This window comes from Allokutzneria oryzae (assembly GCF_042429765.1).
Taxonomy (GTDB): Bacteria; Actinomycetota; Actinomycetes; order Mycobacteriales; family Pseudonocardiaceae; genus Allokutzneria; species Allokutzneria oryzae.
The window spans coordinates 20,175-44,281 of record NZ_JBHLZU010000007.1; the positions used below are offsets into that span (position 1 = coordinate 20,175).

24 protein-coding genes and 1 riboswitch are annotated in these 24,107 nt (G+C 71.8%); of the genes, 12 read left to right on the forward strand and 12 right to left on the reverse strand.

The genetic code is table 11. The features are described from left to right. Positions 1 to 12 precede the first annotated feature (12 nt). Together metE and ACFFQA_RS08700 are read right to left on the reverse strand one after the other, a co-directional pair. Positions 13 to 2,307, reverse strand: coding sequence for a 5-methyltetrahydropteroyltriglutamate--homocysteine S-methyltransferase (gene metE, locus ACFFQA_RS08695; protein ID WP_377851176.1), 2,295 nt, complete (start codon positions 2,305 to 2,307; stop codon positions 13 to 15). A gap of 136 nt (positions 2,308 to 2,443) precedes the next feature. Beyond that, a riboswitch (cobalamin riboswitch) is annotated at positions 2,444 to 2,673 on the reverse strand. Between the two features lie 30 nt (positions 2,674 to 2,703). Next, positions 2,704 to 3,741, reverse strand: a complete 1,038-nt coding sequence (locus tag ACFFQA_RS08700; RefSeq protein ID WP_377851177.1) for an enoyl-CoA hydratase/isomerase family protein — start codon at positions 3,739 to 3,741, stop codon at positions 2,704 to 2,706. Between the two features lie 366 nt (positions 3,742 to 4,107). Here ACFFQA_RS08700 and hypE point away from each other — a divergent pair, with 366 nt between their 5' ends. The 3 genes from hypE to ACFFQA_RS08715 all read left to right on the forward strand — a co-directional run bounded on the left by hypE (position 4,108) and on the right by ACFFQA_RS08715 (position 7,522). Next, on the forward strand, positions 4,108 to 5,187 hold the full coding sequence (gene hypE / locus ACFFQA_RS08705; RefSeq protein WP_377851178.1) for a hydrogenase expression/formation protein HypE: 1,080 nt from the start codon (positions 4,108 to 4,110) through the stop codon (positions 5,185 to 5,187). Beyond that, positions 5,184 to 6,482, forward strand: a complete 1,299-nt coding sequence (locus ACFFQA_RS08710; RefSeq protein ID WP_377851179.1) for a Ni/Fe hydrogenase subunit alpha — start codon at positions 5,184 to 5,186, stop codon at positions 6,480 to 6,482. Before hypE ends, ACFFQA_RS08710 begins: the two co-directional genes overlap by 4 nt. A gap of 128 nt (positions 6,483 to 6,610) precedes the next feature. After that, positions 6,611 to 7,522 (forward strand): universal stress protein, encoded by a 912-nt coding sequence (locus ACFFQA_RS08715; RefSeq protein ID WP_377851180.1) that lies wholly within the window; start codon positions 6,611 to 6,613, stop codon positions 7,520 to 7,522. 19 nt (positions 7,523 to 7,541) lie between these two features. Here ACFFQA_RS08715 and ACFFQA_RS08720 read toward each other — a convergent pair whose 3' ends face one another. Continuing rightward, positions 7,542 to 7,742, reverse strand: coding sequence for a DUF1918 domain-containing protein (locus ACFFQA_RS08720; protein ID WP_377851181.1), 201 nt, complete (start codon positions 7,740 to 7,742; stop codon positions 7,542 to 7,544). Between the two features lie 276 nt (positions 7,743 to 8,018). Between ACFFQA_RS08720 and ACFFQA_RS08725 the strand changes: the two genes are divergently transcribed. Beyond that, positions 8,019 to 8,717: an MBL fold metallo-hydrolase gene (locus tag ACFFQA_RS08725; protein WP_377851182.1), complete on the forward strand. Its 699-nt coding sequence runs from the start codon at positions 8,019 to 8,021 to the stop codon at positions 8,715 to 8,717. A 40-nt stretch (positions 8,718 to 8,757) separates the two neighbouring features. Here the strand turns inward: ACFFQA_RS08725 and ACFFQA_RS08730 are convergent, their stop codons facing one another. After that, on the reverse strand, positions 8,758 to 9,519 hold the full coding sequence (locus ACFFQA_RS08730) for a DeoR/GlpR family DNA-binding transcription regulator (RefSeq protein WP_377851183.1): 762 nt from the start codon (positions 9,517 to 9,519) through the stop codon (positions 8,758 to 8,760). Positions 9,520 to 9,682: 163 nt separating this feature from the next. Further along, complete coding sequence (locus ACFFQA_RS08735) at positions 9,683 to 10,789, reverse strand: peptidoglycan recognition protein family protein (RefSeq protein ID WP_377851184.1); 1,107 nt, start codon at positions 10,787 to 10,789, stop codon at positions 9,683 to 9,685. A 163-nt stretch (positions 10,790 to 10,952) separates the two neighbouring features. Between ACFFQA_RS08735 and ACFFQA_RS08740 the strand changes: the two genes are divergently transcribed. Genes ACFFQA_RS08740 through add form a run of 4 tightly spaced genes read left to right on the forward strand, consistent with a single transcriptional unit; the run spans position 10,953 to position 14,026 of the window. Next, positions 10,953 to 11,414, forward strand: a complete 462-nt coding sequence (locus ACFFQA_RS08740; protein ID WP_377851185.1) for a GNAT family N-acetyltransferase — start codon at positions 10,953 to 10,955, stop codon at positions 11,412 to 11,414. A gap of 5 nt (positions 11,415 to 11,419) precedes the next feature. Continuing rightward, positions 11,420 to 12,127, forward strand: coding sequence for a polysaccharide deacetylase family protein (locus ACFFQA_RS08745; protein ID WP_377851186.1), 708 nt, complete (start codon positions 11,420 to 11,422; stop codon positions 12,125 to 12,127). 13 nt (positions 12,128 to 12,140) lie between these two features. Next, positions 12,141 to 12,992: an aminoglycoside phosphotransferase family protein gene (locus tag ACFFQA_RS08750; RefSeq protein ID WP_377851187.1), complete on the forward strand. Its 852-nt coding sequence runs from the start codon at positions 12,141 to 12,143 to the stop codon at positions 12,990 to 12,992. Between the two features lie 41 nt (positions 12,993 to 13,033). After that, the gene (add, locus tag ACFFQA_RS08755; protein ID WP_377851188.1) at positions 13,034 to 14,026 is read left to right on the forward strand and encodes an adenosine deaminase; all 993 of its coding nucleotides are present in this window, start codon (positions 13,034 to 13,036) and stop codon (positions 14,024 to 14,026) included. On the opposite strand, the gene ACFFQA_RS08760 is transcribed toward add, so the two are convergent. Then, positions 13,995 to 14,867, reverse strand: a complete 873-nt coding sequence (locus ACFFQA_RS08760) for an RNA polymerase sigma-70 factor (protein ID WP_377851189.1) — start codon at positions 14,865 to 14,867, stop codon at positions 13,995 to 13,997. The genes add and ACFFQA_RS08760 overlap by 32 nt on opposite strands. Further along, positions 14,864 to 16,000: an NAD(P)/FAD-dependent oxidoreductase gene (locus tag ACFFQA_RS08765; RefSeq protein WP_377851190.1), complete on the reverse strand. Its 1,137-nt coding sequence runs from the start codon at positions 15,998 to 16,000 to the stop codon at positions 14,864 to 14,866. The genes ACFFQA_RS08760 and ACFFQA_RS08765 overlap by 4 nt, the downstream gene beginning before the upstream one ends. An 82-nt stretch (positions 16,001 to 16,082) precedes the next feature. Between ACFFQA_RS08765 and ACFFQA_RS08770 the strand changes: the two genes are divergently transcribed. Beyond that, positions 16,083 to 16,505: a terpene synthase family protein gene (locus tag ACFFQA_RS08770; protein WP_377851191.1), complete on the forward strand. Its 423-nt coding sequence runs from the start codon at positions 16,083 to 16,085 to the stop codon at positions 16,503 to 16,505. Here ACFFQA_RS08770 and ACFFQA_RS08775 read toward each other — a convergent pair. Then, positions 16,476 to 17,342 carry a TIGR03619 family F420-dependent LLM class oxidoreductase gene (locus tag ACFFQA_RS08775; protein ID WP_377851192.1) on the reverse strand — a complete coding sequence of 289 codons (867 nt, stop codon included), beginning with the start codon at positions 17,340 to 17,342 and terminating at the stop codon, positions 16,476 to 16,478. The genes ACFFQA_RS08770 and ACFFQA_RS08775 overlap by 30 nt on opposite strands. After that, positions 17,339 to 18,226: a LysR family transcriptional regulator gene (locus ACFFQA_RS08780; protein ID WP_377851193.1), complete on the reverse strand. Its 888-nt coding sequence runs from the start codon at positions 18,224 to 18,226 to the stop codon at positions 17,339 to 17,341. The genes ACFFQA_RS08775 and ACFFQA_RS08780 overlap by 4 nt, the downstream gene beginning before the upstream one ends. 70 nt (positions 18,227 to 18,296) lie before the next feature. Between ACFFQA_RS08780 and ACFFQA_RS08785 the strand changes: the two genes are divergently transcribed. After that, the gene (locus ACFFQA_RS08785) at positions 18,297 to 18,764 is read left to right on the forward strand and encodes a cupin domain-containing protein (RefSeq protein WP_377851194.1); all 468 of its coding nucleotides are present in this window, start codon (positions 18,297 to 18,299) and stop codon (positions 18,762 to 18,764) included. On the opposite strand, the gene ACFFQA_RS08790 is transcribed toward ACFFQA_RS08785, so the two are convergent. Genes ACFFQA_RS08790 through ACFFQA_RS08800 form a run of 3 tightly spaced genes read right to left on the reverse strand, consistent with a single transcriptional unit; the run spans position 18,716 to position 20,939 of the window. Next, positions 18,716 to 19,516: a metallophosphoesterase gene (locus ACFFQA_RS08790; RefSeq protein WP_377851195.1), complete on the reverse strand. Its 801-nt coding sequence runs from the start codon at positions 19,514 to 19,516 to the stop codon at positions 18,716 to 18,718. The genes ACFFQA_RS08785 and ACFFQA_RS08790 overlap by 49 nt on opposite strands. 36 nt (positions 19,517 to 19,552) lie before the next feature. Then, the gene (locus ACFFQA_RS08795) at positions 19,553 to 20,347 is read right to left on the reverse strand and encodes an Rv2133c family protein (RefSeq protein ID WP_377851196.1); all 795 of its coding nucleotides are present in this window, start codon (positions 20,345 to 20,347) and stop codon (positions 19,553 to 19,555) included. A gap of 10 nt (positions 20,348 to 20,357) precedes the next feature. Then, entirely contained in the window at positions 20,358 to 20,939 is a 582-nt protein-coding gene (locus ACFFQA_RS08800) for an Rv2134c family protein (RefSeq protein WP_377851197.1), read from the reverse strand. 273 nt (positions 20,940 to 21,212) lie between these two features. Between ACFFQA_RS08800 and ACFFQA_RS08805 the strand changes: the two genes are divergently transcribed. Then, positions 21,213 to 23,165 carry a prolyl oligopeptidase family serine peptidase gene (locus ACFFQA_RS08805; RefSeq protein WP_377851198.1) on the forward strand — a complete coding sequence of 651 codons (1,953 nt, stop codon included), beginning with the start codon at positions 21,213 to 21,215 and terminating at the stop codon, positions 23,163 to 23,165. Next, positions 23,162 to 24,088 carry a S66 peptidase family protein gene (locus tag ACFFQA_RS08810; RefSeq protein WP_377851199.1) on the forward strand — a complete coding sequence of 309 codons (927 nt, stop codon included), beginning with the start codon at positions 23,162 to 23,164 and terminating at the stop codon, positions 24,086 to 24,088. Before ACFFQA_RS08805 ends, ACFFQA_RS08810 begins: the two co-directional genes overlap by 4 nt. Positions 24,089 to 24,107 lie beyond the last annotated feature (19 nt).

Genomic DNA, 24,107 nt, shown 5'->3' on the forward strand with positions numbered 1-24,107 from the left:
CCGTCGTCGCCGCTACAGCTGCTCGCGTACCTTCTTCGCGGCCGCGACGATGTGCCTCAGCGCGGGCTCGACCTCCGCGTAGCCGCGCGTCTTCAGGCCGCAGTCGGGGTTGACCCACAACCGCCGCGCCGCAACGGCGCGCACCGCGGCGGTCAGCATCTCCACGACCTCGTCCGCACTGGGAACGCGCGGCGAGTGGATGTCGTAGACGCCGGGCCCGACGCCCCTGCCGAAGCCGACGGCGCGCAGGTCCTCCAGCACCTCCATCTTCGAGCGCGCCGCCTCGATGGTGGTCACGTCGGCGTCCAGGCCATCGATCGCGGAGATCACGTCGCCGAACTCCGAGTAGCACAGGTGGGTGTGGACCTGCGTGCTGTCCGCAGCGCCCGCCGTGGACAGCCGGAAGGACTCCACCGCCCAGTCCAGGTACTCCTTGCGGTCCGCCTCGCGCAGCGGCAGCAGCTCGCGCAGCGCGGGCTCGTCGACCTGCACGACGCGGATACCCGCCGCTTCGAGGTCGCGGACCTCGTCCCGCAACGCCAGTGCGACCTGGCGCGCGGTGACCGCGAGCGGCTGGTCGTCGCGCACGAAGGACCACGCGAGGATCGTCGTCGGACCGGTCAGCATGCCCTTGACCGGGCTGTGCGACCGCGACTGCGCGTAGGAGGTCCACTCCACGGTCATCGGCTCCGGCCGGGACACGTCGCCGAAGAGGATCGGCGGGCGCACGCACCGCGAACCGTAGGACTGCACCCAGCCGAACTCCGTGGCGGCGAAGCCCTGGAGCAGCTCGGCGAAGTACTGCACCATGTCGTTGCGCTCGGGCTCGCCGTGCACCAGGACGTCGAGGCCGATGGACTCCTGGAGCCGGATCACCCGTTCGATCTCCGCGCGCATCAGGCGGCGGTACTCGTTCGGGCCGAGCCGCCCGGCGCGGAAGTCGGCGCGCGCCTTGCGGATCTCACCGGTCTGCGGGAACGAGCCGATCGTCGTGGTGGCCAGCGGGGGCAGGTTCAACCGCTCCTGCTGGGCCTTCGCGCGCGTCTCGTAGTCGGCGCGGCGGTAGTGCTCCGGGCGCAGCGCCTCCAGCCGCGCGCGCACCTGGTCGTTGCGGATGCTGCTGGTCGTCGCGCGCGAGCGCACCACAGCCGTGGCGGCGGCGAGCTCGTCGGCGACTCCGTCGGTGCCCTCGCGCAGCGCGCGGCCGAGCAGCACGACCTCGTCCAGCTTCTGCCTGGCGAAGGCCAGCCACGGCCGCACGACCGGGTCGAGGTTGGTCTCCGCCTCCACGTCGTAGGGCACGTGCAGCAGGGAGCACGAGGTGGAGACCTCGACGCGCTCGGCGGTGCCGAACAAGGTCGCGCAGCGTGCCAGTGCGGCGTTGAGGTCGGTGCGCCAGATGTTGCGGCCGTCAACGACACCGGCGACCACCGTCTTGTTCCGCAGCGCGGTCGCCGAGGCGACCCCGTCCACGCTGCCCGCGACCAGGTCGATCGCGATGGCCTCCACCGGTGTCCCGGCGAGCACGGGCAGGGCGGGGCCGAGGGTGCCGAAGTACGACGCGACCAGGATGCGCGGCCGGTTGGTGAGCTTGCCCAGCCGGTTGTAGGCGGCGGTGAGCGCGGCCAGCTCGGCGGAGTTGCGATCGGCGCAGAAGGCGGGCTCGTCGAGCTGGACCCACTGCACCCCGGCATCGGCCAACGAGGCCAGCAGCCGCTCGTAGGTGTCGAGAAGCCCGTCCAGCAGACTGAGCGGACCGAAGCCCTCCGGTGCGTCCTGGGCCGCCTTGGACAGCAGGAGGAAGGTGACCGGGCCGATCAGCACCGGCCGGGTGGTGACTCCGGCATCCAGGGCCTCGCGGTACTCCCGCAACGGCTTGTTGTCGGCGACGGAGAACGTGGTGTCCGGACCGAGCTCGGGCACCAGGTAGTGGTAGTTGGTGTCGAACCACTTGGTCATCTCCAGTGGCTGGATGGCGTCGTTGCCCCTGGCCATGGCGAAGTAGGTGTCCAGGTCGGACAGCCCGAGGGCGCGGTAGCGGTCGGGCACCGCTCCGACGGTGACCGCGGCGTCCAGCACCTGGTCGTAGTAGGAGAAGGTGTTGCCTGGGACCGAGTCGAGCCCGGCTCCGGCCAGCTCCGCCCAGGTCTTGGCGCGCAGGTCGGCGGCGACGGCCTCCAGCGCCTCCGCGGGGGCGCGACCCGCCCAGTAGTCCTCCAGCGCGCGCTTGAGCTCCCGCCGCGGACCGATCCGCGGGTAACCGAGCACAGTGGTGCCAAGAGGGGCGTCGGTGACGACGTCGTTCACAGCTCTCTCCTCGCGAGCTTGCTCTGACGAGTCCGACGACTCACGGAGCGCACGCGAGGACGGGCCCGGGCGGCACAGCACCCGGCACCGTCGTCCGCACAGGCCGCCCGCGAGGCCGTAGGACCCACGCGCACCGTCGGTGCGCGTGCCGGTGGCAGGTCTTCGGACTCACGGGCGTCTCCGGTGCGTGCACCGGCTGTCCTACTGGCCGTCGCTTCCCAGGTCCTGCCGGACCCAGTGCTCATGACGGCGGTCGTTCCCGTTCACCGCTGCGGGGCAGTCCCGGACTCGCACCGGGTTCCCTCTTGCCTCGGCCGCGTTCTCCGTGCGGAGCGCGCGGTCGAACCACCAGCGACGCCGACCCTAGCGGACGGGGCGGTCAACAGCGATGGATCATCAACCAGACAGTCCGAGCTCGTCCGCCCCGAGCCACGCGAAGCACCGCTCGACGTCGGCGCGGTCCACGTCCTCGATCCGGTCCGGGCTCCATAGCGGGTTGCGGTCCTTGTCGATGATCGCCGCCCGGATGCCCTCAACGAGGTCGTGGCCGGTCAGCAGCACGCACGCGATCCGGTACTCCAGGTCGAGGCACTCGCCGAGCCCGTCGAGCACCTTGGCGGTGCGCAGCGCCTTCAACGTGACCTTGACCGAGGTCGGCGACTTGTCCAGCAGCTCCTTGGCCGCCGCCTCCCCCGCGGGCTCGCCACTGGTCCGCAGGCGGCTGACGATCTCCTCGACGGTGTCGGCGGCGTAGCACGGGTCGATCCAGCGCCGCTCCTGCGCGAGCTGGCTCGCGGGCGGGGCCTCGGCGTGCGCGCGCACCACCGCGTCGAGGTCGTCGGCCTCCAGCAGGGCCTCGACCAGCTCGGGCAGCTTCGCGGCGGGCACGTAGTGGTCGGCGAGCCCGAAGTGGATCGCGTCCGCCGCGGTCAGCCGGGCGGCGGTGAGGGCGGCGTGCGTGCCGAGCTCACCCGGCGCGCGGGAGAGCAGGTAGGTGCCGCCGACGTCGGGCAGGAAGCCGATGCCGACCTCCGGCATGCACACGGTGGAGCGGTCGGTGACGACCCGCACGCTGCCGTGCGCGGAGACCCCGACGCCGCCGCCCATCACGATGCCGTCCATGAGGGCGACGTAGGGCTTGGGGAAGCGGGAGATGCGGTGGTTGAGCAGGTACTCCTCGCGCCAGAACGTCTTCGGCCCGTCCTGTCCGGCCTTGGCGTGCTCGTAGATGCCCCGGATGTCGCCACCCGCGCAGAGCCCGCGCTCCCCAGCCCCGTCGATGAGAATGGCGCGGACCGAGTCGTCGGCTTCCCACTCCGCGAGCGCCGCGTCCATCCGGCGGACCATCTCCGGGGTCAACGCGTTGAGCGCCCTCGGCCGGTTGAGCGTGATCCGGCCGAGCCCTCGTTCGGTCCGCAGCACTACGTCGTTCATGCGCCAACCCTATAGCCCGCGGACGCAGCCCCTACGCCGTCCGGCCGCTGCCGAACCGGTGCCGAAAGTCCTTGTTGCCTAGTGAACTTCGTCCCTGGGCTGGGCCGTTGACATTGTCCAGGCTGGGCGGGGTCTGCCTCGCCGACCACGAAGCCCCGGTGAGACCGCGTGCTCCGCACGGTCCGGGGTGACCGGGGCCCGGGGCGTCGGTGGCCCCCGTGACGTCGTCGCCGCACCGCGCGGGGTGCGGCCGGGTCGCCGCCGCCGAAAGGTCGGCCGGGTGCGCGCGGTGCGCCCGGCCGACCGCCCCGGGTGCACCACGCTCGCCGCCGCAGGCGGTCCACCACTGTCCACTATGGAGAGAGGATGAGCATGGATTCCCTTGCCGCGACTCGTCCGAGGTCGCTTGCCGAGACCGAGCGGCTGCTGCGCGGCCACGGCTCCGGCGGACATCTCATAGCGGAGCTGCTCGCCGAGGTGTTCACAAGATCACCTGGCACGGGCAGACAGCCCGGCGCCGACCTCGTGTTCAGCACCGAGACCTTCGTGGTCAGCCCGCGCTTCTTCCCCGGAGGGGACATCGGCTCGCTCTCGGTGTTCGGCACCGTGAACGCCGTGGCGGTGCGCGGGGCCAGACCGGTCGCGCTGGCCGTGGCCTACGTGGTGGAGGAGGGGCTGCCGCTCGCCGAGCTGCGAGCGGTGACCGAGTCCGTCGCCGCGGCAGCGCGGGCCGCCGGGGTCGCGGTGGTCGCCGGGGACACCAAGGTGGTCGGACGCGGCAGGGCGGACGGCATCTACCTCACCGTCACGGGTGTCGGGTTGCCGCTGCCCGGAGCGAGAACCTCTCCCGCGGCAGGCAGGCGTGGCGACGTGGTGCTGCTGTCCGGACCGATCGGGCGGCACGGCACAGCGGTGCTCGCCGCGCGCGAGGGCCTCGGCCCCGGCCTGGAAGCGGGCATCCGCTCCGACAGCCGTCCACTGCACGGGCTGGTCGCCACCATGATCGAGAAGGGTGGGGGCGCCGTGCACGCCCTGCGCGCTCCCACCAGGGGCGGGCTCGCCAGTGCGCTCAACGAGCTCGCGGCGGCGTCCGGGGTCGCCATCGAGATCACCGAGCCCGACCTCCCGGTGCCGTGCCAGGTGGCGGAGGTCTGCGAGCTGCTCGGGCTGGACCCGCTGCAGATCGCCAACGAGGGCTGCCTCGTGGCGCTGGTGGCGCCGGTCGCCTCCGGCACCGTGCTGGGCGCCATGCGCTGCCAGGCCGAGGGCGTGCTGGCGCAGGCGATCGGTGTGGTGACCGACGGGCCGCCCGGCCGGGTCACCGCCCGCACCTCGGTCGGCGCCACCCGGGTGGTGGACGCGCTCATCGGCGTCGGCGAGCAGCCCGCCACGCCGCGGGCCGCGGTCGCACTGGGCGAACGCGGCCGGGGCGGGAGCCGCGTGTGAGGCGACACGCCCCTTCCCCTCAGCTGGGCGCGCCGCGCAGAGCCGAGGGCGACGCGACACTCGACATCACAGTCCACAATGGACGAGTCGAACGCGCGAAACTCCGGCTCTACCCGCCTCCCAACGACTTCGAGGCGTTCCTCAGGGGACGCTCCTACACCGAGCCACCGGACATCACCGCCCGCGTGCGCGGGATCTGGCCCGTGGCCCACCAGCTCTCGGCCTGCCAGGCGGTCGAGGCCGCGTGCGGCGTGGAGATCGGCGACGCGCTCGCGGACCTGCGGCGGCTGCTGTGCTGCGGCGAGTGGATCTCCTGCCACGCACTGCACATCCACCTGCTGCAGGCACCGGCTTTCCTCGGCTACCCGGACGCACTCGCGCTGGCTGGCGACCACCGGCAAGCCGTGGATCGGGGCCTGGCGATCAAGCAGGCGGGCGACGACCTGATCGCGCTGCTCGGCGGGCGCCTGGTCCATCCGGTGAACGTCCGGGTCGGCGGCTTCCACAGCGTGCCGCGACGCGCCGAGCTGGCGCCGACGGCCAAGCGGCTGCGCCGCGCGCTCGACGCCGCTGTGAGCACCACGAGCTGGGTCGCGGGTTTCGACGTCCCCGACTTCCGGATCAACCACCCGTTCCTGGCGTTGCACTCACCAGCGCGCTACCCGATCGACCGCGGCCACCTCCGGAGCAGCACGGGGCTGGACGTGCCGGTCTCCCGGTTCTCCGAGCACGTCGTCGACCACCGGGCGCCGCGTTCGGAGGTGCCGCACCCCCGCCTGGACGGCAGCCGCTACCTCGTCGGCCCGCTCGCGCGCTACGCGCTGAACTCGGGAGCGCTCTCCCCGCTCGCGCGTCAGGCCGCCGTGGCCGCCGGGCTGGGAACGGTGTGCCGCAACCCTTTCCGGAGCATCGTGGTCCGCGCCGTCGAGCTGGTCCACGCGATCGAGGAGGCGCTGCGGCTCATCGCCGAGTACGCCGTGCCGAGGGAAGCCGCCGAGCCGGTCGCCCCGAGCGCGAAGGAGACGGTGGGCCACGGCGCGACCGAGGCGCCGGGAGGTCTGCTCTACCACCGCTACGAGCTGGACTCCGCCGGCCTCGTCCGGTCCGCGGTGGTCATGCCACCGACGGTGCAGAACCAGGACGCCGTCGAGGAGGAGCTCGCCCTGCTCGTGCAGGCGAACCTGAAGCTGCCGCACAGGGCGCTGGCCGCGTTGTGCGAGCGGGCGATCCGCGACCACGACCCCGGCGTCGCGAGCTCGGCGCGCTTCCTGCGGCTGCGGATCATCGGGCGATGAGCCGCCGAGCCCCGTGCGAGCGGGTCGGCTGACCCACCCTGTCATGACCTTTTCCCCTGCCTGTCGGTCCGTCGCGGTGGCAACGTCGGCGGATCGGCTGGCAGGCCACGACGAACAGGAGAGGACACATGTCCACTCTGGACACTGGGCCGATCGTCGCGGGATACGACGGATCGGACGGCGCGCGCAAGGCCGTCTCGTGGGCCGCGGCGGAAGCCGGCAAGCGGCGTCGGCCGCTGGTGCTGGTGTGGGCGTTCCACTGGCCCTTCGACAAGCTCGCCCGGTTGTTCCCGTCCGCGAGCGGTCCCCTGCGCGACGCCGCTCACGCGGAGTCGGGCCGCAAGCTCGCCGAGATGGCGGAGAGGTGCCGCAGGTCCGTCCCCGGCATCGAGGTGCGCACCGAGCTGGCCGACGGGCCACCCGTCAAGGTGCTCGCCAAGGCCGCGGAGAACGCCGCGCTCATCGTGCTCGGCGCGTCCGGCACCGGCATGGCGGCCAGGGCGGTGCTCGGATCGACCGTGGGCGCACTGGCGGGCCGGTGCTCACGGCCGGTGGTCGTCGTGCGCGGCAGCAGGCTGCTCGGCCCGCACGAGGGCACCGTCGTCGTCGGTGTGGACGGTTCGGCGAACAGCACCCACGCGCTGGGGTTCGCCTTCGACTACGCCGCCAGGCACGGCAGAAAGCTCGTCGCGGTGCACGCGTGGACCGACCTCCCGGTCGACGCGCTCTCCCCCGTACGGTCCTGGGAGTTCGACTGGGAGCTGGTGCGCGTCGCCGCCGCGGCGGTGCTGTCGGCCTCGCTCGCGGGCTGGGGCGAGCGGTACCCCGACGTGCCGGTGCACAAGGTGATCAGCGTCGAACGCCCGGCGCACGTGCTGCTGGACGAGGCGAACTCGGCGGCGCTGGTCGTGGTCGGCGCGCACGGACGCGGGCGGCTCGGCCGGGCGCTGCTCGGCTCGGTCAGCCACGCCCTGCTCTACCACTGCCCGTGCCCGGTGGCCGTGGTGGGCGTCGACGGCCGGGCCGCGGCAGGCGGCTGAGGCGGTCCCGCGACATCGGTCATTCCCCCCGGGCGGCCCCCTCCTCGATCCGGGCGTCGGGCCCGGGGTACACCACGGTGACGCGGTCCGTGTTCGACCAGCGCACGCGGTACGGCGGCGAACCGTCCGCCTTCGGCACCGCGACCACCTTGCCCGCCTTGCGCGGCTGACCGAGCCGGGCCCGCTCGATCACCAGCCAGTCCCCGACCTTCGCCTTCATCGTGCCCGATCCTCCTTCGTCGACGGCGGTATCCGACCTCACTCTCGGTCCCGCTCCGCCGGGCCACCAGACGCCGAAGACGCTTGTGGACGGGTCTTAGGCCCCTTCCGCGACGAACCCCGCGAGCCTCCGCCGAGCGCGGCCAGCCCCGAGGGCAAGGCGCTGTGCGAGTCCCTGCAGGCCATCGAGACGATCGCGAAGGCGAGCGGCGGACGTAGTTCAGCCCCTGGTGGAATCGGCGGCTCCACGGCGACCGGCGCACCTACGCTCGCCGCCATGGAGCTCATCGAAGTGGTGCCGGGGCTGCACATGGCGCACCTGGAGTTCGGGCAGTCCTACGTGTGGCTGGACGAGGAGTCGGTCACGCTCATCGACACCGGGATAGCCGGTTCCGGCGCCGCGCTGGCCGAAGCGGTGCGCGCACTCGGCCGGGACACCGCTTCGGTCGAGCACGTGGTCCTCACCCACTTCCACAACGACCACGCCGGCGCAGCGGCGGAGATCAACTCCTGGCCGAACGCCCGGGTGCACGCGCACCACGCGGACGTCCCCATGATCACCGGAGCCGTCGAGGGGCCGCCTCCGGTGCTCACCGCCGACTGGGAGCGCGAGCTGTACGACCAGATCACCCCGAACCTGCCCCCGGCCCCTCCCGCTCGGGTGGACGTGGTGCTCCACGGCGGCGAGGTCCTCCCGTTCGGCGGAGGAGCGCACATCCTCCACCTCCCCGGGCACACCGACGGAAGCATCGCGATCCACCTGCCGGAGCACGGGGTCCTGTTCACCGGCGACACGATCTCCAACGTGGGCGAGGTCGCACTCGGCGTGTTCAACCTGGACCGGGACCAAGCGGCGCGGTCCTTCGACCACATGGTGGGGCTCAACCCCAGAACCGTCTGTTTCGGCCACGGAACCCCCCTTTCCACGCCATTCGCGGGCTTATGGACCGATGTGAGCGCTCCCAAAGGTCCATAAGCCCGCGAATGGCGAGAACTCAGGATTTCGGGGGGGGGGATCACGCGCGCACTACCTCGGGGCCTAGCAGCTGGTAGCGGGTGGCCGTGGCGGCGGACAGTCCCGTGTCGGTGACGATCACGTCGACGTCCCGCACGTCGGCGAAGCGGCAGAAGCTGTCCGCGCCGAACTTCGTGTGGTCGGCCACCAGGATCCTGCGCCGCGCCGACTCCACGGCCTGCGTCTTGACGGCGGCGACCGCTGGGTCCGGCGTCGTCAGCCCGTGCCGGAGGCTGACGCCGTTGGCCCCGATCAACGCGACGTCGACCACCATGTCCCGCAGCATCCGCGCGGCCCAGTGGTCCACGGTCGCCTGTGTCTTCCCGCGCAGGCGTCCGCCGAGCACCACCACGGTCGCGCCGGTGTTCGCGTCGATCATCGAGGCCGTCGCCAACGCGGAGGTGATCACAGTCAACCTGTTCGACGCGGGAAAGCCCTCCGCGAGCACCTGGCACGTCGAGCCCTCGTCGACGAACACCGACTCCGCGTCACCGAGCAACGCGAGGGCGGCGGTGCCGATGCGGCGCTTCTCGGCGAGGTGGCTGTGCACGCGGGTGGCGAGGGTGATCTCGAACCGCGCGCGCTCGACCGGATAGGCCCCGCCGTGCACGCGCCGGACCAGGCCCAGCCTCTCCAGCGAGCCGAGGTCGCGGCGTGCGGTCTCCGGCGAGACGTCGAGCTCGTCGGCGATCCGGCTGACGTCGAGCCGCCCCTCGGCGCGCACTGTGGCGACGATCCACCGCTGCCGGTCCTCGGCGTGCATCGCACCTCCAGGCCCGGTCACAACCGATCGTGCCCGGTTACCTGAGTTCTGGCGGCATTGCGCTGCAACACCAAGGAAATCGCTCCCTCGAACCTGACCGGGCGGTGAACACGCGGTGGTGTGGAGGGGGCAGGCCCCCCTCCACACCTGACGGTCAGAACGGTCAGAACAGGAGGTGGCGCCAGGTGTCCGCGGTGGCTTCGCCGGTGACGCGGAGGCCGTTGCTCGCCTGGAAGCCGCGGATGGCGGAGTCCACCCGGCCGTCGAGCACGCCGTCGGAGCGGTTGGCCACGCCGTGTGCGGTCAGCAGGAGCTGCAACGCGCGCACCGCTTCGCCGTTGTGCCCCAGCTTCACCGGCGCCACGATCAGCGGCCAGGTCTCCGCGCCGACCAGACCGCTGGACGGGATGCCGTGCTTGGCCTCAAGGCGGCGGACCGCCGCGTCCAGCTCCTCGTCGTAGACGCCGGTGGCCTGGACCTTGGCCTCGCCCATGGCGCGGAAGAGGTACTGGGCGACCAGCACCCGCTCGCCGGTGTCGCCGGGCTGGACCAGCCGCCAGGTGATCGGGTCCGCCTCGGGGGCGGCGCCGAGCGTCGCGGCGACCGCGCGGCGCAGCTCCGACAGGCGGCCGTAGAGCAGGTTCCCGGGGCAGGCCGTGTTGTTGAAGTCGCGGTGCCCGAAGATCGCGGACGTGGCGATGCCGTGCTTCTGGCACATGTAGGCGCACAGCCGGACAAGGCTGTTCCACTGTGCGTCGGTCGGGATCGCGCTGGTGTAGGTGCCTTCGTTCTCGATGCCGAACGCCACGTTGTTCTGGCCTGTGGTGTGCGCGCCCAGCACGTGCTTGGTGCCGCTGTTGAGGGCTTCGAGGCTGCGGTGCCTGCCTTCGGTGATGTAGCCGCCGCGGCTGTTGGTGAAGTGCTGGCCCGAGTCGACCCAGCCGTTGGAGTCCATGTGGTGCTTCTGGATCGAGCGGGAGAGCGCGAACGCCGCCGCCTGGCTGAAATCGGTGACGTTCGGGCTCGCGGTGTGGTGGACGACGATCTTCGACGTGCGCTTGTTGAGCACCGAGATCGGGCCCTTGGGGGCACGGGCTTTCCAGTCGGCGGTGCCCGAGATCGCCGGTGCGGCGGCGGCTTCCCGGACCTCCGCCGTCGCGGTCGCCGTCACGGACGAGCTCGTGCCGAGCACGCCGAGCGCGGTGAGCGTGAGACCGCTGCCGAGCAGGGTTCGGCGCGCGAATGTTCCGGTGTCGCTGGTGTGGTGCATGGCGGTACTCCTCGGGTTGGGGGCAGGGACCCCAAACGGATGAGTTGCGGCCACCTACGGTCGGCGCGGCACCCTGTGATGAGCTAGGCCCTATCGGTGGGTTCTTCCTTTCGGCCAACCGTCGTAACTTGGTCAGCAAGCCACGGTTTGAGAATGTTGATGGATGTTCATCTCCCCGTACCGCGCCGTTGACCTGCCCGAAGTCCTCGCGGTGTTCGACAGCAACGTGCCGAGGTACTTCGACACCGCCGAACGGGCGGAGTTCGCGGAGTTCCTCGACGGCTTCGCCGAGCACTACCTCGTCGGCCGGGAGAACGGCCAGGTCATCGCCTGCGGTGGCCACGCTCCCCACCGGAGCCGACCGGACACCTGGACGTTGTGCTGGGGAATGGTCCACTCGGAACACCACCGGCGCGGTCTCGGCGCCCGGCTGCTGACGGCTCGGCTCGACGACATCGCCTCGCACGGGCCCGCGACCGTGGTGCTGGCGACGAGCCAGCACAGCGCGGGGTTCTTCGAGCGCCACGGGTTCATCACCGAGAAGATCACGCCGGACGGGTTCGCCGAGGGCATCGACCAGTACGACATGCGCCTGCGGATCGACCCCGACCGTGTGGTCGACTGACCGCCGTGCGCAAGGCTCTGACGATCACCGCCGTGGTGGCCCTCACACTCGGGCTCGGCACGTTCGGGCTCCACGAACTGACGAACTCCCGCTCCTACCAGCTCTTCGGCGAGTTGGTGAACCGGGTGGAGACACAGGAGAAGGTCGTCGCGCTCACCCTCGACGACGGTCCGACGGACTTCACGCCGGAGGTGGTGCGCACGCTCGGCGAACTCGGCGTGCCCGCGACGTTCTACCTCAACGGCAGCGACCTCCTCGCCCGGCCGCACCTGGGCGGGCAGATCCGCGAGGCAGGTCACGAGCTGGGCAACCACGGCTTCTCGCACCAGCGGATGGCCTTCGTCGGACCGGAGTTCGTGCGTCGCGAGATCGAGGACACCGACCGCGCGCTGCGGGCAAGCGGGCAGAGCGGCGAGATCACCTTCCGGCCGCCCTACGGGAAGAAGCTGTGGACACTGCCGAGCTACCTCGCCGAGCACAACCGGACAACGGTGATGTGGGACGTCGAGCCGGACTCGGGAACCACCTACGACGCCGAGGCAATGGTGCGGATAGCTCTGGAACAGACTCGTCCTGGTTCCATCATCCTGATGCACGTCATGTTCGGCAGCCGGGCCGCCTCGCGCGCCGCGATCCCCGGAATCGTCGCCGGACTGCACGAGCGGGGATACCGCTTCGTCACCGTGTCGGAGCTGCTCAAGCTCGAAAAATAGGTAAGTTCTTCGCATGGCGGCGGCCGGGAACAAGCTCGTCGAGTCCACTGTGGACCATGCGTCGGCGTGCTGGCCGGAGCACGACTGGCCGGCCGCGCGGTACCGGCACGGAGCGTTCCACGACGTCCTGGTCCTACCCGAGGTTGTGGCGAGGATCACAACCGATGTCGCGCGGGTAGAGCGCGAACACCGCACCAGCGAGCTGCTCCGCCGCGTCGATTTCCCCTTCGCGGTGCCGAAAACGCTTTCCGGGCCGCGCTCGCACGGCGGCCGGACCGGCGTGCTGGTGTCCCGGCTGGACGGCGAGCTCCGCCCGGACATCGCGTGGGCGGACGCCGCGACCGAGCTCGCCGCGGCGCTGTCCGCGTTGTCCGAGGCGGACCCTCCTGCCGGGCTGCCGGAACCGCGGACGTGGTGCGGCGGGCAGCGGTGGCCCTCGATCGTGATGGACGACCTCGTGCCGCGCCTGCCGAAGGATCTGCGCGACACCGCCGCCGAGGTGGTCGCGGCGGTGATCGTCGCCGAGTTCCGGGCTCCGGCAGGGCTGGTGCACGGCGACTTCGGCCCGCACAACCTGCTGTGGCGGGACGGGCGGATCAGCGGGGTGTTCGACTGGGACCACCTCTGCGTCGGCGATCCCGCGATCGACCTCGCTCCGCTGGTGGGGATCTACGGCGCGGCCAGGGTCGCCGAGATCACCGACCCGGCGACCCTCGACCGGGCGATGACCCACCGCGCGACGCTGTCCTTGCAGGTCGCGGCGGCTGGAGAGCTCTCGGGCAACGTCGCACTGCGGGATCACGCCCTCGGCAACTTCGTGGCGCGAGCGCGGGCGGAGACCCTGCGCGACCCGGGCACCGGCTAAATCCCGTGCTCCGCGAGCGCCTCCGTCCTAGGGTCAGCGCCATGCGGGACGTGACTCGACTGGCCAAGGCCCACCTGCACGTGCACCTGGAGAGCACCGTTCGCTGGCAGACGCTGCACGAGATCGGCGCGGCTAACGGGGTCGAGGTGCCGTCGCACCTCAGCGACGGTTCGACCGTGTTCTCCGGCTTCCGGCAGTTCGCCGACGCCAACGCGGTCATCCGTGGTTGCCTGCTCCGCCCCGAGGACTTCACCAGGATCGCGCTGGAGTTCTGCGAGGACGAGGCCGCGCAAGGCACCCGCTACGCCGAGGTCACCTTCACCGCGGCGGCGCACGGCGAACGGCTGGGTGACCTCGGGATGCCGCTGGCGGCCGTCCTCAGTGGACTGGAGGAGGGACAGCGCCGGTACGGCATCGTGTGCCGGGTCATCCTCGACCACTCCCGTCGTCGGTCGGTGGAACGCGCGTGGAGCACGCTGAAGCTCGCCACCGCGCACGAGGAGGTCATCGGGATCGGCATGGCGGGCGAGGAGACCTATCCCCTGGCGCCGTTCGCGGAGGTCGTCGACGCAGCCAAGGAGGCTGGTCTGCGCCTGCTGCACCACGCCGGGGAGTGCTGTGGCGCGGACAGCATCCGCGAGGCGATCCACATCGGACACTCCGAACGCCTCGGCCACGGCGTGCGGGTGCTCGACGACCCCGAGCTCGTCGCCGAGGTCCGTGACCGCCGTGTTCCGCTTGAGGTCTGCCCATCCTCCAACGTGATCCTCGGCGTGGCGGAGTCGCTGGCGGCGCACCCGCTGCCGAAGCTGCGCGAGGCCGGGCTCATCGTCACGGTGAACACCGACATCCCCAACATGATGGGGATCTCGCTCAGCGACGAGTACGCCCGCGTGCGCGACGCGTTCGGCTACGACGACACCGTGCTCGCCGAGTTCGCCCGCGCCGGGGTGGACGCCTCCTTCGCACCCGACGCGCTCAAGGCCCGGATGCACCGGGAGATCACGGAGTGGCTCGCGCAGCCAACGCGGTGAGCTTGTCCGGGTTGCCCATCACGTGCAGTGCCGCCACCAGTCCCGTGTCGGGGTCAACGTCGACGACAATCACCGCGTAGGGCACTCCGCCCGCTGACAGCACCGCGGCGGGAGCGCCGTTGACGTCGCGGTAGTCGATCCGCGTCTCCGCTGGGAAGTCCGTGTGGACAGCGGCGAACAGGCGCGCCACCTTGCCCGAGCCGTGCAGGACATGGCGTGGTGCGCGGGTCTTGCCGCCGCTGTCGCCGACGAACCGCACGTCGGGTGACAGCACCGCCAGCAGCTCCGCGAGGTCGCCGCCCATCGCGGCGGTGAGGAACCGTTCGGTGGCGGCCGCGCGGACGGAACGGTCCGTCTCGAAGCGCGGGCGCCGCGCCTGCACGTGCTCGCGGGCGCGGTGGGCGAGCTGCCGCACGGACGCTTCCGACCGGCCGAGTGCGGCGGCGATGTCGGCGAAGGCGAACCCGAACGCCTCGCGGAGCACGAAGACCGCGCGCTCCAACGGGGACAGAGTCTCCAGCACCACCAGCATCGCCACTGACACCGAGTCGGCGAGCACCGCGTCCTCGGCCGGGTCCGGACCGAGCACAAGGGGCTCCGGCAACCAAGGTCCGACGTAGTCCTCGCGCCGCGTCGCGGCCTTGCGGAGGTGGTCGACAGCCACCCTCGTCGTGATCCGCATCAGGTAGGACCGTGGTTCGCGCACCTCGGACGGCTCAGCCCGGTCCCACCGGAGCCACGCCTCCTGCACGACGTCCTCGGCCTCACTGACGCTGCCGAGCATCCGGTAGGCGACGCCGAACAACAGGCCGCGGTGCCGCTCGAACTCCTCGGCGCTCATGACCGCCTCCTGCTGAGGTAGGGCCCGGGATGCCGGAACAACCAGATCGCGGAGGAGGACACGATCTCCTTGTACCACGTGGCGATCCTGCCTCGCAGGAACATCCACAGTGGACTCTCGTCGGCGCCTCGGACGAACTGGACCAGCCCGCGCCGCCTGCCAAGGCTGATGCACTGGTGGACGTAGCGGAACCGGAACGGCTTCGGCGCGCGTCCGGCCAGCCGCGCCGCGATCGTGTCGGCGGCGTACGGGCCGGTGAACCCGCCTGAGCGACAGCCGTAGGACAGTTCGGCGCCCCAGGGGCCGGCCACCGCCACCGCGTCGCCGACCGCGTAGACCTCCGGGTGCGACACCGACCGCAGGGTTTCGTCAACGACCACGCGACCCCGCTCGTTGACCGCGAGTCCGGCTTCGCGCGCCAGCACGGGCACGGTGAAGCCGCCGCACCACACCGTGACGTCGGAACCCACGCGCGTACCGTCGGCGAGCACCACCGCGCCCCGCTCGACCCGCACCACCTCGGCGTCCCCGATCACCTCGATGCCGAAGCGATCGAGCTGCCGGTCGAGATAGCGGCTCGCGCGTGCGGACAACCAGCCGCCCACCCGCCCCTTGGTGATCATGCGGACCGACAGTCCCGGATGGGACTCGGCAAGTTCCGTCGCCACTTCGACCCCGGTCGGTCCGCCTCCGCAGACCGTGATCGTCCGGCACCGGGCGGTCCGCTCGGCCAGCCGCGCCGCGTCGGCGCGGTCGGACAGCGTCACCGCGTGCTCGGCCAGACCTGGAACGGCGTCGGCCTCGCTCACGCTGCCCAGCGCGTAGACCAGGATGTCGTACCGCAGGACCCGGTCCGCGCCCACGCGCACCAGGCGGGCGGCGAGATCGATCTCGGTCACCGTGCCCACGACCAGGTCCACGCCGCTGTCTCCGAGCAGGTCGGCGAGCGGCAGCTCGGCCAGGGACTGCCCGGCCGCGGCCTGGTGCAGCCGGATCCGCTCCACGAAGTCCGGCTCGGCGTTGACCAGGCGCACCGCCGCCCGGGACTGCCGCGCCAGCCGCTTCGCCGCGACCAGCCCGGCGTAGCCGGCGCCGAGCACCACGACGGTCGTCTTCTTCTCACTGTGCGTCACAGGAGGAAGACGGAAGAAGGGCACGGTTTTGTGACATCCGGCCGAGGGGGCTCGAAGTGCCGGTTTCAATCGAAATCCGTCGTTGCTGCACGAGACCGACCAGCTGCGCACGATGTACAACTGGGCGGCCGATGTCGTGGTGTGGGTGAACGACATCGTCTCGCTGCGCAAGGAGCTCGTCGCGGGTGAGACGACCAACGGGGTCCTGGTGCTCGCCCAAGAGCGCGGCAACGGGCTCCAGGACGCCATCGACGCCGTCTACCGCAAGGTGGCCGACTACGTGGAGGAGTTCACGCACGCCCGCGACGAGCTGGCCCTGCTCTCCAGCCGCTGGCTCGGGCTCGACGCACAAGAGCGGGCCGCGGTCACGTCCTTCGTGGAGGGCATGGAGTCGTGGATGCGCGGCAACCTGGACTGGTCGCGCCGGTCGGACCGCTACCAGGTCGCCGACGGGGTGCGGCTGACCACGGACACCTCACTGGTCAACGGGCCGGAAGGCCCGTAGCGCCTCGCCGAGCAGGTCGAGCCTGGCGTCCGCGTCGGCATCCAGCTGCACGAACACGTGGTCAACGCCGAGTCCCGCGAGCCGCAGGAGGTCCTCGCCCCACGAGGCCGGGTCGGCGCTGAAGATCCCGGCCCCCACGTCGGTGCGCAACACGACGGGCTTGCCGCTGTCCCGCACCTTCGCGAGGTCAGCGGCGAGCCCGTCGACGTCGTTGCGGTAAGGGTGGATTCCATCGCCGATCCGGGCCGCACGCCGGGCGCCCGCTTCCGTGGTGAACCCGACGAAGAGCGGAATCCTCCTGTCCTGGAACGGTTTCGGGCCGATGTCCGAGGTCGCGATCGAGTAGTGACTGCCTTCATGGCGAACCGGGTTCGGCCCCCACACCGCGCGCATCGCCGCGAGGTGGTCGTCGAGGCCGCCGCCCCTGTGCTCGCGCGGGACACCGGCCACGGCGAACTCCTCGGCCATCCACCCCGATGTCACGCCCGCGATCACCCGCCCACCGGAGAGCTGGTCCAGCGTCGCCAGCCGCCGCGCGAGCAGCACCGGCGGGTGGTAGAGCACGTTGATCGCACTGGTGCCCAACAGAATCCGGGACGTGCGGGCGGCGATGAAGGTCAGCAGCTCGATCGGGTCGAACACGGTGGCGTAGGACTCGGCGGGCATGACGACGGGCACCGGCACACCGGGCATGTCCACGGCCGCGTGCGGTCGCAACCAGCGGTCCATCACCCACACGGAGTCGAGCCCGGCCTCCTCTGCCCTGACCGCCAACCGCACCAGGTCCCCACCGTCCACCCGCGCGCCGCCGTTGGCCAGTGCGACTCCCACCTTCATTCCGGGCCTCCCCTGCCGACTTCGCCGAGCGGCCAAAGTAGTGCATGGGCCGGCGAGTCCGGCGAGGAGACGACCAGCGACGTGGTGAGGGTGGGCGTGGCGAGGGGCACGAAAGCGATGCGGCGCAAGGTGGGCAGATCACCGACCGGGTAGAAGGGCGTCCACGATGCCTCGGTCGCGCTCATGTCGGCGAGGGTGTCCATGAGGTTGGTGAACTCCGGGCCGCGTGGTGGGCCGACTCCCTGGTCGTCGAACGCCTTGGTGATCAAGTCGTGGAACGCCGGGTTGGCCGAGCGTGGTGCGAGCCGGACCGGAAGGTCCGCGAGATCCTCCAGGTGCAGCAAGGTTTTCTCAGCGAGGTCGTGGTCGGCGGGCAGGGCGACGACCAACCTGTCCGTCCACAGTGGAACAACGGTCAGCCCTGGCGCGGAGGTCAGCGCGCGGACGAACGCGGCGTCCAGCTCACCCGTGCGCACGGCCGTGAGCAGCTCCGGCACGGGGGCCTTGGTGAGCCGGACCCGGACGGTGTCGCTGAGTTCGTCCAGCGCTCGCTGCACCCGTGGCCCCGGAGCCCGGCTCGCGCCGAGGCGCAGCACGGTGTCCTGGCCGGAGCTGATGTCCTCCGCCCTCGTGCGGACCTTGTCGGCGGCGGCGAGGGCGGCTCGGGCGTCCGGCAGCAGCAGCTCACCCGCGCTGGTGAGGCTCACGTGCCTGGTGGAGCGGTCGAACAACCGCACACCCAGCTCGCGTTCCAGGCGCCGCACCTGCTGGCTCACCGCGGGCTGGACGATGTGCAACCGCTCGGCGGCCCTGCCGAACCCTCCCGCGTCGGCGACCTCGACGAAGTACCGCAGCTGCCGCAGCTCCACGTCCACCCCATTCATCACGATCGGTGATCACTGTGGGGAACAGCTGGGGCTGGGAGGGTTGTTCCCCAGCGGATGTACTGGGCGCATGACACTGGTCTTCCGCGAAGAGGACGCCGAGGTCCTCCACTACTCCCCCACCACGACCGGCTGGCTGCTGGCCGACAGCGCCGCGACCGGCGAGAGCCTCAGCGCGGGCCGCCTTCGCCTGGACGTCGGCGTCGAAGGCGGCAAGCCGCACTACCACGCCCGCTCCACCGAGGTGTTCTACGTGCTCGACGGCGAGCTGGAGATCATGCTCGACGACAAGGTGGAAACCGTCGGCAAGGGTGGTCTCGTCGTCGTGCCACCGCACCTCCCGCACGCGTTCGGCGCGACACCGGACTCCCACGCCGACCTGCTCATCGCGATCACGCCCGGCGTGCAGCGGTTCGACTACCTGCGGCACCTCTCACGCGTGGCCAGCGGAACCACGCCACCGGACTGCGTTCCCGCCGATCCCGCTCTCTACGACGTCCGCCCGGTCGACTCTCCACTGTGGAGGACCACGCGGTAGTGGGTGGTGATCCGGTTGTCCTCGCCGAGGACGTGGAAGGCGAGTCCGGGCGGCAGCTCCGTGCTCACCCCGCCGCCCTCCCACGGCAGCAGGGTGGTGGACGCCACGCCGGGTGCCACCAGCAGCGGGCGGCCGGCGAAGGTCGTCGCGGCGGCCGTGTGCGCGTGTCCGCACAGGACACCGGCGACGCGGGGGTGGCGCTCGACCACCGCGGCGAGCCGGTCCGCGCCGCGCTGTCCGATCGCGTCGATGAACGGGATGTGCAGCTCGACCGGCGGGTGGTGCACGCAGACCAGCGCGGGGGCGTCCGGGGACACCGAGCCCAGCCGCTCGTCCAGCCAGGCTATCGTCTCGTCGTCGAGCAGTCCCTCGTCGCGGCCGGGGATCAGTGAGTCGCACAGGAGGAAGACCACGCCACCGGCCTCGTGGACGCGGTTGACCGGCGAGTCGGTCCCGGTCGGGTCCTCCACATCGGACGGGTCGTAGGAGTCCTTGCGCAGCAACACCTTCCGGAAGGCGCTGCGCGCGTCGTGGTTGCCGGGCAGGAACAGCACCGGCACGTCGGCGGCCAGGGTCGCGCGAGCCTGCTCGTACTCCGCCTCGGTGCCGTGGTCGGTGATGTCACCGCTGACCACGATCGCGGCCACCGGAGTGGACAGGCCCGCGAGGTAGCTCATCACCCGCGCCGCGCGTTCGGTGCTGCGCTCCCCGCCGTCGAAGTGGGTGTCGCTGATGTGCGCGATGACGATCATCGGTCTCCCTCTCTCGGCGACGGGGCCCGGCTCGGGTCAGAAGGCGGGCCAGGGGATCGCGGGCCACTCACCGGAGGGCTCCGGGAACACCCCGATCTCCAGCAGCCGGGCGACGCGGTCCTCGGTGGCCCGGATCTCCTTGCGGGTCAGGTGTTCGGCGAGCGCGGCGCCGAGGTCGCCCTCCAGCCGCTCGCGCAGCACGGTCAGCACCTCCGGCGCCTCCTCCGGCAGGCCCGCGCCGACCCAGCCCCACAGCACCGTGCGCAGCTTGTCCTCGTGGTGCAGGCAGATGCCGTGGTCCACGCCGTAGACCTTGCCGCCCTTGGCGTGCAGCACGTGGCCGCCCTTGCGGTCGGCGTTGTTGACCACCACGTCCAGCAGCGCGAGCAGCCGCATGCCCGGGTGGTCGGCGTGCGCCAGCACGGCGGGGTCGCCGAAGCGGTCGTGTGCCTCCAGCACCCGCCGCCAGCCCGGCCGCACCGCGTCCGGCGCGACGACGTCGACCAGGTCGGCCTCGGGATCGACGTCCACCCACAGCTGCACCATGCCGGGGCCGAACGGGCCCTCGCGCAGCACGGTCGGCGGGATCAGTCCCCAGCCGGTCGCCTCGGAGACCAGGTAGGTGGCGACCTCGCGACCGGCCAGCGTGCCGTCGGGGAAGTCCCACAGCGGGCGTTCGCCGCGGATCGGCTTGTAGACCGCCTCCGCGCTCACGCCCTCGTGGGTGATCGAGCCGAACAGGGTGGCGTTGGACGCGTCGACCAGCCGTCCCTGCACCTCGATGCGGCCGTGCCGCACCAGCTCCAGCGCCGCTGGGTCGTCTGGCCGCATGCCCGGGGCCCTACTCGTCGGACTCGTCGGCGCCGACGCCGCGGCGGTAGCCGTTCTGGCGCGGGCAGATGTGGCCCTCGGCGTCCAGGGGGCCGTTGCACAGCGGGCACGGCTTGCGCCCCGCCGCGACGACCCGCTCGGCCCGCTGGGCGAAGGCGCGCGCCAGCACCGGGGTGAGGAAGACGCGGACGGCGTCCGGCCCCTCCTCGGTGTCGTCGAGCACGACCGACTCGTCGACCTCCTCCTCGGTGACCGCGAGCAGCTCGATGACCACGGCGTGGGACTCCGCGTCCCAGCCGAGGCCCATGGTGCCCACGCGGAACTCCTCGTCCAGCGGCACTTCCAGCGGCTGGTTGTCGACTACGTCGCCCGGCGTCGCGGGTGGCACCTCGGCGCCGAAGCGCCGCTGCACCTCCTCCAGCAACGCGCCCAGCCTCTCGGCCAGCACGGCGACCTGCTGTTTCTCCAGTGAGACGCTCACCGTCCGGCCCTCCTCGGAGGCCTGGAGGTAGAAGACGCGGTCACCGGGCTGCCCGACCGTTCCAGCGACGAAACGGTCCGGCTCGCGAAAAAGATGAATGATCCTGGCCATGGCACTGACGACCCTAGGACACGAGGGGCGTCTAGGCACATTCCAGGTCCGAACTTGTCGATCACCGAGCCGCGTCCGGCGGGACGCCTCGCGGCCCGGTTGAGCCCTGGGACGGCACAACGTCGCATTTGCGGGCTTTGTCGCCGGTGCCGGGGCCCGCGACACCCGACCGAGCGGTTTCGCTCACCGCGAACAGGTGGTCCGGACCACTGCTTTTCGGCCAGCGCCATATTCGTCCACAGTAGACAGTGCGTGAGTGGTTACCCTCCAGCTGTGGTGAAGATCGCGCCTTACGGGACCTGGGCCTCGCCGATCACCTCGGCAGAGGCCGCCGCCGTCGCCTCCGGACCGCAGTGGGTCGGCCTGCACTCCGACGAGCTGTGGTGGGCCGAGGGCCAGCCCGCGGAGGGGGGCCGGGTCGCGCTGTTCCGCGGCCGGACCGGTGAGCCCCCGCGGCGGGTGCTGGGCTCGCCGTGGAACGTCCGCAACCGCGTGCACGAGTACGGCGGGCGCCCCTACGTGGTGCTCGACGGTCCGCGCGTGGTCTTCACCAACTGGGACGACCAGCGCGTCTACCTGCTGGACCTCTCCGGCCCCGACGCCGAGCCGGTGCCGCTCACGCCGGAGCCCTCCGCGCGGCACGGGCTGCGCTACGGCGACCTCGTCGCCCCGCCCGGCGGGACCGAGGTGTGGTGCGTGCGCGAGGAGGTCACCGGCCCCGCGCCCACGGACGTGCGGCGCTCGCTGGTCGCCATCCCCTTGGACGCCGGTGACGGGCCGGCGACCGTGCGCGAGCTCGTCGCCAGCCACCGGTTCCTCACCGCACCCCAGTGCAGCCCGGACGGCAAGCACATCGCATGGATCGGCTGGGACCATCCGGCCATGCCGTGGGACGGGACCGAGCTGTGCGTGGCCACCGTCTACCAGGACGGCGCGGTCGGCTCGCGCCGCGTGCTCGCGGGCGGGCCGAACGAGGCCGTCTGCCAGGTCGAGTGGGCCGACAACGACTCCGTCTACGCGATCACCGACCCCGATGGCTGGTGGAACCTGTTCCGCATCGGGCTGGACGGCACGAGGCGCAACCTGGCGCCGATCGAGGACGAGCTCGGCGGACCGCTGTGGAAGCTCGGCGCGCGGTGGTTCGCCCCGCTCGGCGACGGAAGACTCGCGGTGCTGCGCGCCGGGACGCTCGCGCTGCTCGACGAGAACGCCGGGACGATCACCGACCTCGACGTGCCGCTGCCGGTGTGGATGTCGCCGCTGGCCGCCTCCGGCACGGTGATCGCGGGCGTGGCGTCGGGCCCCACCAGCCACGGTGCGGTGCTCCGCCTCGACCTGGCCACCGGGGAGTGCGCGCAGGTGACCTCACCGCCGCCGGGGCTGGACGATCCGGCGTGGCTGCCGGTGCCGGAAGCACGCGTGTTCACCGGCCCGGACGGCCAGCGGGTACCCGCCTACGTCTACCCGCCCACCAACCCCGACTTCGCCGCGCCGGAGGGCGAGCTGCCGCCGTACGTGGTGCACGTGCACGGCGGGCCGACCGGGCGGATCTCCGGCACGCTGGACAACGAGTTCACCTACTTCACCAGCAGGGGCATCGGCGTCGTCGCGGTCAACTACGGCGGCTCCACCGGCTACGGCCGGGAGTTCCGCGAGCGGCTGCGCGGGCAGTGGGGCGTCGTGGACGTCGAGGACTGCGCCGCCGTCGCCTCCGCGCTGGCCGAGGAGGGCACGGCCGATCCGCGGCGGCTGGCCATCCGGGGCGGCAGCGCGGGTGGCTGGACCACCGCGGCGTCGCTGACCTCGGTCCAGGTCTACCGCTGCGGCGCCGCGTACTACCCGATCCTGGACCTGATGGGCTGGGCGAGCGGCGAGACCCACGACTTCGAGTCGCAGTACCTGGACAGCATCGTGGGCAGGCTGCCGGAGACCGAGCAGCGCTATCTGGACCGCTCCCCCAGCACCCGCGTGGACAAGCTGGCCGGACCGATCCTGTTGCTCCAGGGCCTTGAGGACGAGATCTGCCCACCGGTGCAGTGCGAGCGGTTCGTCGCCCAGCTGGCGGGCTCGGGCATCCAGCACGGCTACCTGCCCTTCGAGGGCGAGCAGCACGGGTTCCGCAAGGCGGAGACCGTCGCGGCCTCGCTTGAGGCGGAACTGTCCTTCTACGGCCAGGTTCTCGGGTTCGCCCCGGAAGGTGTCCCGACGCTGGAGCTGAGCCGATGAGGGCCCGGCAGCGCGCGCGGCGGCTGCGGCCCGGGGACCGCGTCGCGGTGGTGGCGCCCGCGGGGCCCGTTCCCGAGAAGGTCCTCGACGACGGTGTGGGCCTGCTGCGGTCGTGGGGGCTGGACGTCGTCGTCGGCGAGCACGTGCTCGATCGGCACCCTCGGTTCGACTACCTCGCGGGCACCGACGCCGACCGGGCGGCGGACTTCCAGGAGGCTTGGTGCGACCCGGAGATCGCCGCCGTGCTCTGCGCACGTGGCGGCTACGGCTGCCTCCGGGTGCTGGACCTGCTGGACTGGTCCGCGATCGCCGCGGCGGCGCCGAAGGTCTTCGCCGGCTCCAGTGACGTGACCGCGTTGCACGACGCCTTCGCCACCTACGTCGACCAGTCCACGTTGTTCACGCCGATGATCGGCAGCGTCGCGTTCACCGAGGACGTGCGAGCCGCGGAGTTGTTGCGCGACACGCTTTTCGAGCCTGAGAAGACCACCGTCATCGGCTCCGGTCTCGGTGACCCGATCGTCGGCGGGACCGCGCGCGGCGTGCTGACCGGGGGCAACCTGAGCCTGATCGTCTCGGCGCTCGGCGCTCCGGAGTCGCCGCCGCCCGCGAAGGGCGCGATCGCGTTGCTGGAGGACGTGACCGAGGACGTCTACCGGATCGACCGGCTCGTCACCCAGCTCCTGCGTTCGGGGTGGTTCGAGGGCGTCGCGGGTGTCGCGCTCGGGTCGTGGACGGACTGCGGCGAGTCCGCCGCGGTGCGGGCGCTGCTGGAGGACCGGCTGTCCGACCTCGGCGTCCCGGTGGCGTGGGAGCTCGGCTTCGGTCACTGCGCCGCCCAGTTCAGCGTGCCGCTCGGCGTCGTGGCGGAGCTCGACGCCGACACCGGGGTGCTGAGGCTCGCCGAGCCCGCCCTGGCGTGACGCGCCCCCACCGAGCGGT